The 14,281-nt window shown below is 40.4% G+C and carries 10 protein-coding genes; 3 read left to right on the top strand and 7 right to left on the bottom strand.

The window, feature by feature from the left end:
• The first annotated feature begins 181 nt into the window (after nt 1–181).
• The 3 genes from fadB to tusA all read left to right on the top strand — a co-directional run bounded on the left by fadB (nt 182) and on the right by tusA (nt 4,047).
• Nucleotides 182–2,341, top strand: a complete 2,160-nt coding sequence (fadB, locus tag H5089_RS18810) for a fatty acid oxidation complex subunit alpha FadB (RefSeq protein WP_138489862.1) — start codon at nt 182–184, stop codon at nt 2,339–2,341.
• Nucleotides 2,342–2,345: 4 nt separating this feature from the next.
• Nucleotides 2,346–3,515 (top strand): acetyl-CoA C-acyltransferase FadA, encoded by a 1,170-nt coding sequence (gene fadA / locus H5089_RS18815; RefSeq protein WP_024597185.1) that lies wholly within the window; start codon nt 2,346–2,348, stop codon nt 3,513–3,515.
• Between the two features lie 292 nt (nt 3,516–3,807).
• Complete coding sequence (gene tusA, locus H5089_RS18820) at nt 3,808–4,047, top strand: sulfurtransferase TusA (RefSeq protein ID WP_004335190.1); 240 nt, start codon at nt 3,808–3,810, stop codon at nt 4,045–4,047.
• A gap of 197 nt (nt 4,048–4,244) precedes the next feature.
• On the opposite strand, the gene H5089_RS18825 is transcribed toward tusA, so the two are convergent.
• The 7 genes from H5089_RS18825 to dnaA all read right to left on the bottom strand — a co-directional run bounded on the left by H5089_RS18825 (nt 4,245) and on the right by dnaA (nt 13,931).
• Nucleotides 4,245–4,694: a hypothetical protein gene (locus tag H5089_RS18825; RefSeq protein ID WP_004335197.1), complete on the bottom strand. Its 450-nt coding sequence runs from the start codon at nt 4,692–4,694 to the stop codon at nt 4,245–4,247.
• 74 nt (nt 4,695–4,768) lie between these two features.
• On the bottom strand, nt 4,769–6,838 hold the full coding sequence (glyS, locus tag H5089_RS18830; protein WP_182712872.1) for a glycine--tRNA ligase subunit beta: 2,070 nt from the start codon (nt 6,836–6,838) through the stop codon (nt 4,769–4,771).
• 1 nt (nt 6,839) lies between these two features.
• Nucleotides 6,840–7,742, bottom strand: coding sequence for a glycine--tRNA ligase subunit alpha (glyQ, locus tag H5089_RS18835; RefSeq protein ID WP_004335201.1), 903 nt, complete (start codon nt 7,740–7,742; stop codon nt 6,840–6,842).
• 140 nt (nt 7,743–7,882) lie between these two features.
• The gene (gene gyrB / locus H5089_RS18840; RefSeq protein WP_182712873.1) at nt 7,883–10,309 is read right to left on the bottom strand and encodes a DNA topoisomerase (ATP-hydrolyzing) subunit B; all 2,427 of its coding nucleotides are present in this window, start codon (nt 10,307–10,309) and stop codon (nt 7,883–7,885) included.
• Nucleotides 10,310–10,321: 12 nt separating this feature from the next.
• The gene (recF, locus tag H5089_RS18845) at nt 10,322–11,416 is read right to left on the bottom strand and encodes a DNA replication/repair protein RecF (protein WP_004335205.1); all 1,095 of its coding nucleotides are present in this window, start codon (nt 11,414–11,416) and stop codon (nt 10,322–10,324) included.
• Between the two features lie 15 nt (nt 11,417–11,431).
• On the bottom strand, nt 11,432–12,535 hold the full coding sequence (gene dnaN, locus H5089_RS18850) for a DNA polymerase III subunit beta (protein ID WP_004335206.1): 1,104 nt from the start codon (nt 12,533–12,535) through the stop codon (nt 11,432–11,434).
• Nucleotides 12,536–12,548: 13 nt separating this feature from the next.
• Nucleotides 12,549–13,931: a chromosomal replication initiator protein DnaA gene (gene dnaA, locus H5089_RS18855; RefSeq protein ID WP_004335207.1), complete on the bottom strand. Its 1,383-nt coding sequence runs from the start codon at nt 13,929–13,931 to the stop codon at nt 12,549–12,551.
• Nucleotides 13,932–14,281: the final 350 nt, after the last annotated feature.

The raw sequence follows: 14,281 nt of genomic DNA on the forward strand, positions 1-14,281 counted from the left end.
ATAAAAATTAAAGTTGTGAATAAAAACTTTTCAACCACCTTAGCACCAAACCAGCTATATTTTAACCAGTCGATTGTAACCGAGTTAAATTTTTCGTTGCATTTTTAATTTAAAGCAAGCACACTGATTGAAATGCAAACTCATCGTACCAGTCTTAGTTCGTCAACTAGGGAGAATAATAATGTTATATAAAAGCGATTCCTTTGAAGTTAGCTTCCTAAAGGAAAACATCGCCGAGTTTAAGTTTTGTGTTGCAGGTTCTGTAAACACACTATCTCAAAAAACTCTTTCAGATTGCGCAGCAGCATTAAAAGAATTAGCCGCCAATACTGATATCAAAGGCATGATTTTTACCAGTGATAAAGACCACTTTATTATTGGTGCCGATATCTTCGAATTTTTACCTACATTTACTAAACCTGAAGAAGAATTAGTAGTGTGGATCAAAAACGCAACCGACGTTTTTGATGCAATTGAAGATTTACCATTCCCAACTCTAAGCGCTATAAACGGTATGGCACTTGGCGGTGGTTGTGAGTGGGCACTTGCTACCGATTATCGTGTGGCAAGCGAAACAGCTAAAATGGGCCTACCAGAAGTTAAACTTGGCATAATGCCTGGGTTTGGTGGCACAGTGCGCTTACCACGTATCATTGGCGCCGATAACGCGATGATGTGGATTACCTCAGGCGCAGAAAACCGCGCAGCAGATGCCCTTAAAGTAGGTGCGTTTGACGCGGTAGTTAGTGCTGACAAACTTCTAGAGTCAAGTGTATCAACACTTGAACTGGCGATTGCTGGCAAGCTAGATTGGCAAGCAAAACGCAACGTAAAACTACAGCCACTTAAATTAAACCGTGTTGAGCAAGGCATGAGCTTTGCTATGGCAGAAGGTATGGTAATGGGTAAAACCAAAGGCCACTATCCTGCACCGGTTATGGCTGTACGTACTATTAAAGCAGCGGCAAACTGTACTCGCGATGAAGCGATGGCAATCGAAAACGCTAACTTTGCTAAATTAGCACGTACACCAGAAGCAGCAGCACAAACTGGTATATTCCTAGCTGATCAATACATTAAAGGTAAAGCTCGTAAATTTGCTAAGCACAGCGATGTAGAAATTAAACAAGCCGCTGTATTAGGTGCTGGTATTATGGGTGGCGGTATTGCATACCAGTCTGCTTATAAAGGCACACCTATTATAATGAAAGACATCCAACAAGATGCGCTTGATTTAGGTATGGGTGAAGCATCTAAGTTATTAGGTGCAAAAGTTAAGCGTGGTCACATGCCAATGGAAAAAATGTTGGCAACACTTAGCAAAATTAAGCCAACACTTAACGAGTCAGACCTACAAAGTGCCAACATCATTGTTGAAGCCGTTGTAGAAAACCCTAAAGTTAAGCAAGCAGTACTCGCTGATCTTGAAAAGAACATGCCAGAAGGCACTGTACTTACTTCAAATACATCGACTATTTGTATTGATTTACTAGCACAAGCGCTAGATAAGCCAGAAAACTTCTGTGGTATGCACTTTTTCAACCCTGTGCCAAAAATGCCATTAGTAGAAATTATCCGTGGTGCAAAAACCTCAGATAAAACAATTAATGCAGTAGTTGATTACGCGCTTAAATTAGGTAAATCGCCAATTGTTGTTAACGATTGCCCAGGCTTTTTTGTAAACCGTGTTTTATTCCCTTACTTTGCAGGTTTTAGCAAATTAGTGGTTGAAGGCGCTAACTTTGCAAAAGTAGATAAAGTAATGGAAAACGTATTTGGCTGGCCTATGGGTCCGGCTTACCTACTTGATGTTGTAGGTATTGATACAGCGTTCCATTGTACTGGCGTAATGGCTGACGGTTTCCCTGAGCGTATGGCTCGTGCTGATAAAGACCCTGTGACTATTTTTGCTAACGAAAAACGTTTTGGACAAAAGAACAAAGCCGGTTTTTACAAATACGAAACAGATCGTCGCGGTCGTCTTAAAAAGTCTCATGACGAGACAGCAATTGAGCTACTAAGCCCAATCACAGACGCACCAAAAGAATTTGATAAACAAGAAATCATCGACCGTTGTATGATTCCAATGATTAACGAAGTGCTACTGTGTTTGCAAGAAGGCATTGTTGCCTCGCCGCAAGAAGCAGATATGGCATTAGTTTACGGTGTTGGTTTCCCTCCATTTAGAGGCGGCGCGTTCCGTTACTTAGATCAAACTGGTTTAGCTAACTTTGTTGCAGCAGCAGACAAATACGCTCACCTAGGTGCGATTTACCAAGTATCTGAACAAACTCGCAAGTGGGCCGAAGAAGGTCGTGTTTTCTATAAGGTGGAAGGTTAATATCATGAATAATCCAGTAATTGTAGATTGTATCCGCACACCAATGGGTCGCTCTAAAAGTGGTGTATTCAAACATAAACGTGCAGAAGACTTAAGCGCACATTTAATGAAAGGCTTACTAGATCGCAACCCTGCAGTTGATCCAGCATCAATTGACGATATTTATTGGGGTTGTGTACAGCAAACATTAGAGCAAGGCTTTAACGTAGCACGTAACGCATCATTGCTTGCCGGTATTCCTCACAGCGTTCCTGCTGTTACGGTTAACCGTTTATGTGGCTCTTCTATGCAAGCATTGCATGACGCAGCACGCGCAATAATGACAGGCGCTGGCGACACTTACCTAATTGGTGGTGTTGAGCACATGGGTCACGTACCTATGACTCACGGCAACGACTTTCACCCAGGCTTAGCAACATCAATTGCACAAGCGTCTGGCTCTATGGGCTTAACAGCAGAATACCTTGCAACGCTTCATGGCATTAGCCGTGAGCAACAAGATGAATTTGCTTATCGCTCACATCAACGTGCACAAGCTGCAACTGTTGAGGGCCGTTTCCGTCGCGAAATTTTAGCAATGGAAGGTCACGATGCAGATGGTTCGCTTATCTTAGTTGAAGACGACGAAGTAATTCGCCCAGAAACAACAGTAGAAGGTCTATCAAAGCTTCGCCCTGTATTTAATCCTGCATCGGGTACGGTAACAGCCGGTACGTCTTCTGCACTTTCTGACGGCGCATCTGCAATGTTAGTAATGAGCGAAGAAAAAGCAAAAGAACTTGGTTTACCAATTCGTGCGCGCATTAAAGCAATGGCAGTCGCTGGTTGCGATCCATCAATTATGGGTTACGGCCCAGTACCAGCAAGTAAAAAAGCACTTGCACAAGCAGGTATTACAATTGATGACCTAGGCGTAGTAGAACTTAACGAAGCCTTTGCAGCACAATCATTACCTGTAATGAAAGATTTAGGGTTAATGGATGTTGTTGACGAAAAAGTGAATTTAAATGGCGGCGCAATCGCACTTGGTCACCCACTGGGTTGTTCGGGTTCGCGTATTAGCACATCGCTTATTCACTTAATGGAAGACAAAAATGTACGATACGGTTTAGCAACTATGTGTATTGGTTTAGGCCAAGGCATTGCAACTGTATTTGAACGTGTTCAAGACTAATTAGTTTAAACATGTAAAACCATCTTGGTGATTAAAAAGGCGAACTGATTTTATTCAGTTCGCCTTTTTTATTAGCTTCAATTTATAAAACGTCCCTTTATCAAACAAGCATGTAACAGCGTAATTATGTGATCGGGCGTATTATTAAATAAAGCATTTTGAAACTGCTAAAAGCATTAAGTAAAATAGTTAAATTACACATAAAATTGCGTTAAACTGCCAAACTTATTAATTGCTATACCTAAGCACTCGCGTACACGGCAATCACTTTAATTAAACAGGCCAATTTATTATGAGCTTTGATAATCCCGATCACCAATTAGATGCCATAGGCCTTCGCTGCCCAGAGCCAGTAATGATGGTACGTGCTGCTATTCGTAAAATGAATGACGGTGAAACGTTATTAATAACTGCTGATGACCCGTCAACCACTCGCGATATTCCGAGCTTTTGTACGTTTATGGATCACACGCTGGTAGCTAAAGATGCAGAAGAAGCACCGTATAGATATGTGGTGAAGAAAGGGCTTTAAACTCACGTAGGTCGGGTTGAGTTTTACGAAACCCAACGTATTTAATAACCACCAAAATAGTTTTGTTCGCCACACATGTTGGGTTTCGCTTCACTCTACCCAAACTACGAAACCCCCTTGGTGTTAATGCTGAATAAATCCTACAACGTCCTTGTCACAAATCCATCAACCCACTAGGGCTATTAAATAGCTAAAAATCACTTCTTCGTTATCGTCACTTGTGGCTTATCGTAGTCACTGTAATCAATACTTACTATGTACGTGCCTTTTATTGCTGGTGTGAAACTAAAGTAGTTATAAATAGTATTACAGTCTGCGATAGCTGGCTGGCCCAGTGTTAGCTTTTGTCCTGCTGGTTGTGCGTCGCTGTAACCACAGTTGTAACCTTCACTAAAATCGGCATCGGCTATTTTAAATTCGTACACTTTACCTGGGGTCGAAAATTTAACTTGCGCTTGATAAAGCGCAGGGCCAACTGGCGCAAACTGATACTGGGGTTCTGCATCCCACAGTGTAAAGTCGCCACGTAAGTAAATTGTGCGGTCAAGCTCTTGCTGTGGCAATACATCGTTAATCGAAATTTGGCTTGTACAGGCAGTAAGTAAACCAGCAATTGCTAAGGTTAAAATTCGTTTCATAGAAATCATCAATGGGTATCCTTTGCATACAGTGAAAACTAAAAAGCCAGCAAAACGCTGGCTTTTAAAATTGCTAATCGGTGTTATTTTTGTAAAACAGAAATATCTGCAATACCTAAAAACAATCCGCTTAACTGGCTTAATAGCGCAAGACGATTTTGCTTAACAGCTTCATCGTCGGCCATAACCATTACGTTGTCAAAAAAGTTATCAACACTTTCACGAATACCCGCCAATTGGCTTAATGCTTCTTGGTAGTTTCCATCTGCGTAAAGTGGTGCAAGGTCAGTGGCAAATTTTGCTACTTGTGATGCCAATACTTTTTCGGCGTCGTCGCTTAATAAGCTCTCATCAACACTACCTTGGCTGGTAATATCGTTTTTAGCCAGAATGTTACCTACACGCTTATTAGCTGCTGCAAGCGCTTCTGCTGCGTCTAATGTACGGAAGTGGCTTACGGCTTTAACACGGCGGTCAAAATCAACTGGTTTAGTCGGACGACGTGCAAGCACTGCTTGAATTACGTCTACTTCAATACCTTCGTCTTGATACCAAGCACGGAAGCGCCCTAGCATAAACTCAAATACGTCAGTTGATACATTTAAGTTAGTTAACTTGTCGCCAAACAATGTTTGCGATTTAGCTACTAGGTCTAAAATATCAAGTGGTAGTTCTTTTTCTACCATGATGCGCAGTGCACCAATAGCAGCACGACGAAGAGCAAATGGGTCTTTGTCACCTTTAGGTGCTTGGCCTATACCAAAAATACCCACCAGCGTGTCAAACTTATCAGCAATCGCTACTGCGCAGCTAATTAAGTTTGTTGGTAAGTTATCCCCTGCAAAGCGTGGCATGTACTGCTCGTTTTGCGCTACGGCTACATCTTCGGCTTCACCATCGTGGCGAGCGTAATGCATTCCCATTACACCTTGCACGTCGGTAAATTCCATAACCATTTCAGTCATTAGGTCAGTTTTACTTAATAAGCCTGCACGCTGTGCTAGGTCTTTATCAGCACCTAATTGCTCAGCAATATAACCTGCAAGTTCACTAATGCGCTCAGACTTATCTTTAAGCGTACCAAGTTGCTTTTGGAACAATACGCTATCAAGCGACTCTAATCGGCTTTCTAGGGTTTTCTTTTTATCTGTTTCAAAGAAGAACTGTGCATCGGCTAAACGCGGGCGCACTACTTTTTCGTTACCAGAAATAACCACACTTGGATCTTTACTTTCGATGTTAGATACAAACAAAAACTTATTTAAAAGTTTGCCGTTTTGATCTAATAACGGGAAATATTTTTGATCGTCTTTCATGGTGTAAATTAACGCTTCGGCTGGTACATCTAAAAATGCTTCTTCAAATGTTGCCGTTAAAGTAACTGGCCACTCTACAAGTGATGTTACTTCTTCTAGTAAATCTTCATCCATTGCAACAACAGCGTTAACTGCGCTTGCAGCCTCTTCTATTTGTGCTCGAATTTGCGCTTTACGTTGCTCGTAATCAGCAATAACGTAAGTAGATTTAAGTACGTCAAAAACGTCATCTGCATGGTTAATGCTAATTTTTTCTGGGTGATGAAAACGATGACCCTGAAGCTGGTTAGTTATTTGCTTACCAAGAATTTCGCCTTCAAGTAGCTCATCACCAAATAAAATAGTTACTGTATGCACAGGGCGAATAAATTGTGTTTTATTCGCTCCCCAACGCATTGGTTTAGGGATTGGTAATTTACTTAACGCTTTTGTGATTGCATCTGTCATTAGGGTTTTAGTTTCTTGCCCTGCTACTTTAGCAATGTGCAATAACCAAGCGCCTTTATCAGTTTCAAGTGTTTGTGCGTCTTTTACTTCAATACCACAACCACGTGCCCAACCCATTGCTGCTTTTGTTGGGTTACCTTCGCTGTCAAATGCTGCCTTTGTTGCTGGGCCACGCTTTTCAACTTCTTTGTCTTGTTGTTTAGCTTCAAGCGCTTTTACTTGTAAACCTAAACGACGAGGCGATGCATACCAGCTTACGCCTTGGTGTGCTAATTCTAATGTTTCTAGCTCTTGAGTTAAGTTTGCAGCAAAGGCTTCTGCTAATTTACGCAGTGCTTTTGGTGGTAACTCTTCAGTGCCAATTTCTACTAATAAATTTTGTACTGACATTTTACTTATCCTTACACAGCGGGAAACCAAGCGCTTCACGTTTGTCATAGTAACTTTGTGCACACGCTTTTGATAACGCACGAACGCGTAAAATATAACGCTGACGTTCGGTTACCGAAATTGCGTGGCGTGCGTCTAGTAAGTTAAATGCGTGCGATGCTTTCATTACTTGCTCGTATGCAGGTAGTGGTAAGTTAGCTTCAATTAACTTTTGGCTTTCTGCTTCACACTTATCAAACTGTGCAAATAAGTCTTCTACGTTTGCATGTTCAAAATTATAAGTAGATTGCTCTACTTCATTTTGATGGAACACGTCGCCGTATGTTACGCGCCCTAGTGGACCGTCTGCCCATACTAGGTCGTAAATGCTATCTACGCCTTGAATGTACATTGCTAAACGCTCTAGGCCGTAAGTAATTTCGCCTGTTACTGGTGAGCACTCTAAGCCACCCACTTGTTGAAAGTAGGTAAACTGCGTTACTTCCATGCCGTTTAACCAAATTTCCCATCCCAAGCCCCATGCGCCTAGCGTAGGTGATTCCCAGTTATCTTCTACAAAGCGAACTTCGTGAGTAAGGGTATCGATACCCATTGCCGCTAATGAGCCTAAGTAAAGCTCTTGGATGTTATCTGGTGATGGCTTTAAAACTACTTGGAATTGGTAGTAATGTTGTAGGCGATTTGGGTTTTCACCATAGCGGCCATCCGTAGGACGACGACACGGCTGAACGTACGCGCTCGACATTGGCTCTGGGCCAATAGACTTTAAAAATGTTTGCGGGTGAAATGTCCCGGCGCCCACTTCCATATCAAGTGGTTGAATAATGACACAGCCTTGCTGCGCCCAATAATCCTGTAAAGCCAGGATCAAACCTTGAAAGGTTTTTACGTCATATTTTTGCATATTTGGCTTTTTACTATCTAAGAAGTAGCGTGAAAATTACCCTTAGTATACCGTGTGTACACTCAGGTTTTAAGCAGTTTGTGTAATTGAAAAAATAAAAAAGGAGCCATTAGGCTCCTTTTTCGGTGCAAGTGATATTTTTACACGTCTAGATTAACTACGCGTAGAGCGTTAGTTTCGATAAACTCTCTACGAGGCTCTACTTGATCACCCATTAAGGTGGCAAATAATTGATCCGCGCCAACAGCATCTTCAATCGTTACTTGTAACATACGACGAGCACTAGGATCCATTGTCGTTTCCCAAAGCTGGCTTGGGTTCATTTCACCCAGTCCTTTATAGCGTTGAATGTAGATCCCGCGCTTAGATTCTGTGATCAACCATTCCAAAGCATCCACAAAGTTATCAACAGGTTTTGTTTTCTCACCACGTTGAATATAAGCACCTTCTTCTAGGATGTTTGCAATGTTAGTACCAGTCACAGCAATGCGTTGGTAGTCACGTGATGCAATAAAGTCATAATGAAGTACATGTGCTTTATCAACACCGTGCTGACGAATATTCACAACCGGGTAATACATATTACGCTCAGCGTCAAACTCTGTGCCTGCATGGAAAATAGTTGCATCTTCATCACGTGCAATCAGGTCATCAACTAACTCTTTTGTCCAAGCAATTACTTTAGCTTCGTCAGAAAGGTCATCAGTTTTCAACTCTGTTTGGTAGATTAAGCGTTCCATTACCGTGTTAGGATATTTACGCTTTAAACGCTCAATAACTTTAACTGTATTTTGGTAATCGTGAACGACTTTCTCTAGCGCTTCACCTTCTAGCGCAGAAGCATCTGCACTTGGATATAAAGCAGCATTATTAAGTGCAAGCGACGTTAAGTACTCTACTAATGCTGGATCATCTTTAATATAACGCTCTTGCTTACCTTTTTTCACTTTATAAAGTGGTGGTTGAGCAATATAAATATAACCGCGTTCTACAATTTCAGGCATTTGACGATAGAAGAATGTTAGTAGTAACGTACGAATGTGAGAACCATCCACGTCCGCATCGGTCATGATAATGATACGGTGATAACGTAATTTCTCAGGGTTATATTCGTCACGACCAATACCACACCCTAATGCAGTAATTAGTGTTGCTACTTCTTGCGAAGATAGCATTTTATCAAAACGTGCTTTTTCTACGTTTAATATTTTACCTTTAAGCGGAAGAATAGCTTGGTTTTTACGGTTACGTCCCTGCTTGGCTGATCCGCCAGCAGAGTCCCCTTCCACTATATATAGTTCAGATTGGGCTGGGTCTTTTTCTTGGCAATCAGCTAGCTTACCTGGTAAGCCTGCTAAGTCCATTGCACCTTTACGTCGTGTCATTTCACGGGCTTTACGCGCCGCTTCACGTGCACGTGAGGCATCAATAATCTTACCTACAACAATTTTGGCATCAGTTGGGTTTTCTAGTAAAAACTCAGTGAATTTTTCAGCCATTGCTTGTTCAACCGCAGATTTAACTTCACTTGATACTAGCTTGTCTTTAGTTTGTGATGAGAACTTAGGATCAGGAACCTTAACACTAACAACAGCCGTTAAGCCTTCACGGGCATCATCACCGGTAGCATTGCTGGTTGTTTTAGCTTTTTTGTTAAAGCCTTCTTTTTCCATGTAGTTATTAAGTGTACGTGTTAGCGCTGATCTAAAACCGGCTAAGTGAGTACCACCATCACGTTGTGGAATATTATTTGTGAAACAGTAAATGTTTTCTTGGTATGCATCATTCCACTGCATTGATACTTCAACACTAATACCATCTTCTTCACGTTCGTGAGTAAAATGGAACACACCTTTGTGTATAGGTGTTTTATTACGGTTTAAGTATTCTACGAAAGCTTGAATACCGCCTTCATATTTAAAGTGGTCAGATTTATTTTCTTCACGCTCATCATTTAAGATGATGCTCACACCTGAGTTTAGGAATGAAAGCTCGCGTAAACGCTTAGCTAAAATGTCGTAATGAAAATCTAAATTTGTGAATGTTTCAGCGCTTGGCCAAAAACGTAATTCTGTACCAGTTGTTTCTGAGTCACCAATTACAGCTAAAGGTGCATCTGGAACACCCATAGTATAAAACTGCTCATGAAGCTTTCCTTCACGACGAACAGTCAGTTTTAGTTTTTCTGAAAGTGCATTTACAACAGAAACACCAACACCGTGTAAGCCACCTGATACTTTATAAGAGTTATCATCAAACTTACCACCGGCATGAAGTACCGTCATAATAACTTCGGCTGCAGATACGCCTTCTTCTTCATGGATAGAAGTTGGGATACCACGACCGTTATCTCGAACTGAGACAGAACCGTCTAAGTGAATCGTTACATAAATATCATCACAATGACCTGCTAAGGCTTCATCGATCGAGTTATCAACGACCTCAAACACCATGTGGTGTAAGCCTGTGCCATCATCGGTGTCCCCAATATACATTCCAGGACGCTTTCTTACTGCGTCTAATCCTTTAAGTACTTTAATACTCGACGAGTCATAATTCTCAGACATGGTTAATCCCACTTATCTTGTTATTAGGTTGCCATGTTTCACGTGGAACATTTGTAGTTCTCGTTGCATGGGTTCCACCACAGCAGAAATACTTTCAGATAAAATTGAAGAGATAAAAATTTGAGAACTGCAGTGAGCAAGTAATTGTCCCACTTTCTCTTTTGTATCTTCGCCTAATTCTGAAGGTAGATCATCTATTAGCAATATAGATTGCTTATCTGTCTCTGACTCAATTAAGCTATTTTGCGTAACTTTCAACGCATACAATAATAGCTTCAATTGACCGCGTGAGAATGTATTCTCCACACTGTTGCCAGCGACACTAAAACTAAAATCGGCCTTATGAGGGCCTTTACTTGTAAATCCTTGGCGAGCATCTCGCTCAAAGTTTTGCTCTAACGCATCTGCAAGAGATTCAGTCTCTTTCCAGCCTGCGCTAAAGGTCATTTCTAAATCACGTACAAGCGTCAATTCTGCACACATTTTATCAAAAAATTGCTGCTTAAACCTACTTATATACGCCAATCTTAATTTATTTATTTCTTCAGCCAGTCTAACAAATTCTTTGTCCCAAAACTTAATTTGGTCAAAATAATTCTTGGGCTTAGTTTTTAATAATGCATTACGTTGCTTAAGTACTTTATTAAATGATTGCCACAAAAAAAAGAACTCATGTTCCACGTGGAACAAACCTAAATCTAAGAACTTTCTGCGCTCTTTAGGTCCACCAAAAAACAAAGAATAACTCTCTGGTGTAATAATTTGTACAGGCATAAGTTGAGCGAGTTCTGATATCCTGCGGCTCGCCTTACCTTGAATTTTTAAATTGGTCTCACCCGTTTGCGTTTTACTAATACCAATTGGAATTGATAAATCGTGTATTGTTTTACGCCCGTGAATTACAAATTGCTCTTGCTGGTGCGCAATAATACTTTTGTGTTTTGGAGTACGAAAAGATTTGCCATGAGAAAGGTAATATATAGCCTCTAAAAGGCTGGTTTTTCCGCTGCCATTTTCACCATAAATTATATTAACGCCGTTGACTGGTTCTAGCGTCAGCGCCTCAATATTACGAAAATATTTGAGGCTCAAATGACTTAAGCTCATTATGTATTTATAGTCTTATAAACGCATAGGCATAACAACGTACATTGCTTCTTCATCGCCTGCACCTTCAATTAATGCACTGCTGTTTGAGTCGGCTAATGTAAATAGTACGTCTTCTGTTTTTAATGTGTTTAGTACATCTAATACGTAAGACACGTTGAATCCTATTTCTAGGTCTGCGCCTTCGTAACTTACTTCAACAACTTCTTCAGCTTGTTCTTGCTCTGGGTTATTGGCAGTAATTTTTAATAAACCGTTTGATAGGTTTAAGCGTACACCACGAAATTTTTCATTCGATAAAATAGACACTCGTTGAAACGCATTTCGTAACCATTCTCGGTTAGCTGTAATTACTTTGTCACCACCACGTGGTAATACACGACGGTAATCAGGAAAGCGTCCATCAACTAGCTTACTTGTAAATGTAAACTCAATATCAATGATACGAATATGGTTAGCACCAAACTGAATTGTAACCAATTCGTCGTCAGCTACCATAAGGCGCATAATTTCTTGCACACCTTTGCGAGGTATAATTAATTGACGTTGAGTATTAAGCGATTGCGTTAATTGCTTTTGTGCAATAGCTAAACGGTGACCATCTGTTGCTACTGTTTTTATGTCTGTATTATCTACTTCAAACGACATACCGTTTAAGTAATAACGTACATCTTGATTTGCCATCGAAAAATGCGTGCTTTCAAGTAACTTACGAAGCTCTAAACGAGTTAGTTGAAATTCAACCTCACCATCCCACTGCTCTAAATTAGGAAAATCATCAGCAGATAAAGTCGTTAATGAAAAACGGCTTTTACCACTGGTTAAAAGTAATTGGTGCTCTTGCAAGCTTAAAGTAATGTCTGAACCGTCTGGTAGACTTTTACAAATATCGAGTAACTTTTTAGCGGGTAACGTTAGTTTTGTATCGGCAATATCATCACCTACAAATACGCCAGAAACTAATTCAATTTCAAGGTCAGTACCCGTCATTGAAAGTTGTCCGTTTTCTACCACTAACAAAACGTTAGATAAGATTGGTAGCGTGTGTTTGCGCTCTATTGCACCCGACACTTGCACCAATGGCTTTAAAAATTGTTGTCTTGATATTGTTATTTGCATAATAAAGTCAGCCCTAAGATGACAATGTTCTTATTAAGTTTTGGTAATCTTCTTTAATTTCGTGGCTTTCGTCACGTAGTGATTTTATCTTACGACATGCGTGTAATACGGTCGTATGATCGCGTCCACCAAATGCGTCACCAATCTCAGGTAAGCTGTGATTAGTTAATTCTTTAGATAATGCCATGGCAACTTGGCGTGGCCTTGCTATAGAGCGGCTGCGGCGCTTAGACAATAGATCTGACACTCGAATTCGGTAGTACTCAGCAACGGTGCGCTGAATATTATCTATCGTAACCAGCTTATCTTGCAAGGCAAGTAAATCGCGTAGTGCTTCTTTTACAAAATCAATCGAAATTGGACGACCTGTAAAATTAGCATTAGCAATTACACGGTTAAGTGCGCCTTCCAGTTCACGTACATTTGAACGTAATTTTTTGGCGATAAAAAAGGCAACTTCATGTGGTAAGTTAATCTTACTTTGTTGTGCTTTTTTCATCAAAATAGCAACGCGAGTTTCAAGCTCTGGTGGCTCAATCGCGATTGTTAATCCCCAACCAAAACGTGATTTAAGACGGTCTTCGACCCCTTCAATCTCTTTTGGATAACGGTCAGAGGTTAAAATAATTTGTTGGTTGCCTTCAAGTAATGCATTAAAGGTATGAAAAAACTCTTCTTGTGAACGCTCTTTATTAGCAAAAAATTGAATATCATCAATCATTAATGCGTCAACACTGCGGTAATAGCGCTTAAATTCTTCTATCGCATTATTTTGAAGTGCCTTTACCATATCTTGAACAAAGCGTTCTGAATGCATGTAAACAATTTTAGCATCTGGCTTGTTTGCCATAATGCCGTTGCCTACTGCATGTAATAAGTGAGTTTTACCTAAACCAGTACCACCGTAAATAAATACAGGGTTAAAAGCAGAGCCAGGATTATCGGCAACTTGAGTGGCCGCTGCTTTTGCTAATTGGTTTGACTTACCCTCAACAAAGCTGTCAAAGGTATAGTTTTCTTTAATGTTAGATTTGTAACCTGACTTAGGTGCAGGTTCAACAACAGGCTTTTGCTCACGAGGCTGTTGTTTTGTAGAAGCTTGTGGTGCTGATTGTGTTTCTATAACCGGTGCAGCTTGTGCATTTAATAAAGGCTTACTACCTACATCAAAACGTAGCTTTGGTGCTTCAACACCACAAATTTCTACTAATAATTCGTTAATTCTATTTAGGTACTTTTCTCTTACCCAATCAAGCACAAAGCGATTAGGTGCATAAATCGTCAAGGTATCTTCGGTACTTTCTGCTTGTAGTGGTCTTACCCACATACTGAATTGCTGCGAAGGCAGCTCATCTTGCAATACATATAAACAACTTTGCCAAACCGACAGATACACAGTTAAACTCCCAGAGATATAATTTTTATTCCCGCACATCATTAATGATTATAAATCATACATTTATTGCGTTCAAATGGTCCAATAAGCGACCCAAGACCGCGTATTATGAAGGCACTTTATCCACAAGTAAAAGATTGATTTTTATAAAATTGTTGATATCGATGTATAAAATCATTAACAACCTGATTTAAAACAGTTTTTATTTTAGATCCGAAGAGGAGATCATAACAAAATAACACCAAGATCGCGAACCAAATTTACGATCCAATTTTCTTTTCCCCCGCTTTTATTCACTTTTTATACAGGGGCTGTGGAAAACTTCTTATTTATGATGATCCTATCAGATC

Source organism: Pseudoalteromonas sp. SR45-1, from assembly GCF_014163655.1.
Taxonomy (GTDB): Bacteria; Pseudomonadota; Gammaproteobacteria; order Enterobacterales; family Alteromonadaceae; genus Pseudoalteromonas; species Pseudoalteromonas distincta.

Coding starts and splice junctions, on each gene's coding strand:
- fadB (WP_138489862.1), top strand. CDS start 182: ATGTTATATAAAAGCGATTCCTTTGAAGTTAGCTTCCTAAAGGAAAAC.
- fadA (WP_024597185.1), top strand. CDS start 2,346: ATGAATAATCCAGTAATTGTAGATTGTATCCGCACACCAATGGGTCGC.
- tusA (WP_004335190.1), top strand. CDS start 3,808: ATGAGCTTTGATAATCCCGATCACCAATTAGATGCCATAGGCCTTCGC.
- H5089_RS18825 (WP_004335197.1), bottom strand. CDS start 4,694: ATGATTTCTATGAAACGAATTTTAACCTTAGCAATTGCTGGTTTACTT.
- glyS (WP_182712872.1), bottom strand. CDS start 6,838: ATGTCAGTACAAAATTTATTAGTAGAAATTGGCACTGAAGAGTTACCA.
- glyQ (WP_004335201.1), bottom strand. CDS start 7,742: ATGCAAAAATATGACGTAAAAACCTTTCAAGGTTTGATCCTGGCTTTA.
- gyrB (WP_182712873.1), bottom strand. CDS start 10,309: ATGTCTGAGAATTATGACTCGTCGAGTATTAAAGTACTTAAAGGATTA.
- recF (WP_004335205.1), bottom strand. CDS start 11,416: ATGAGCTTAAGTCATTTGAGCCTCAAATATTTTCGTAATATTGAGGCG.
- dnaN (WP_004335206.1), bottom strand. CDS start 12,535: ATGCAAATAACAATATCAAGACAACAATTTTTAAAGCCATTGGTGCAA.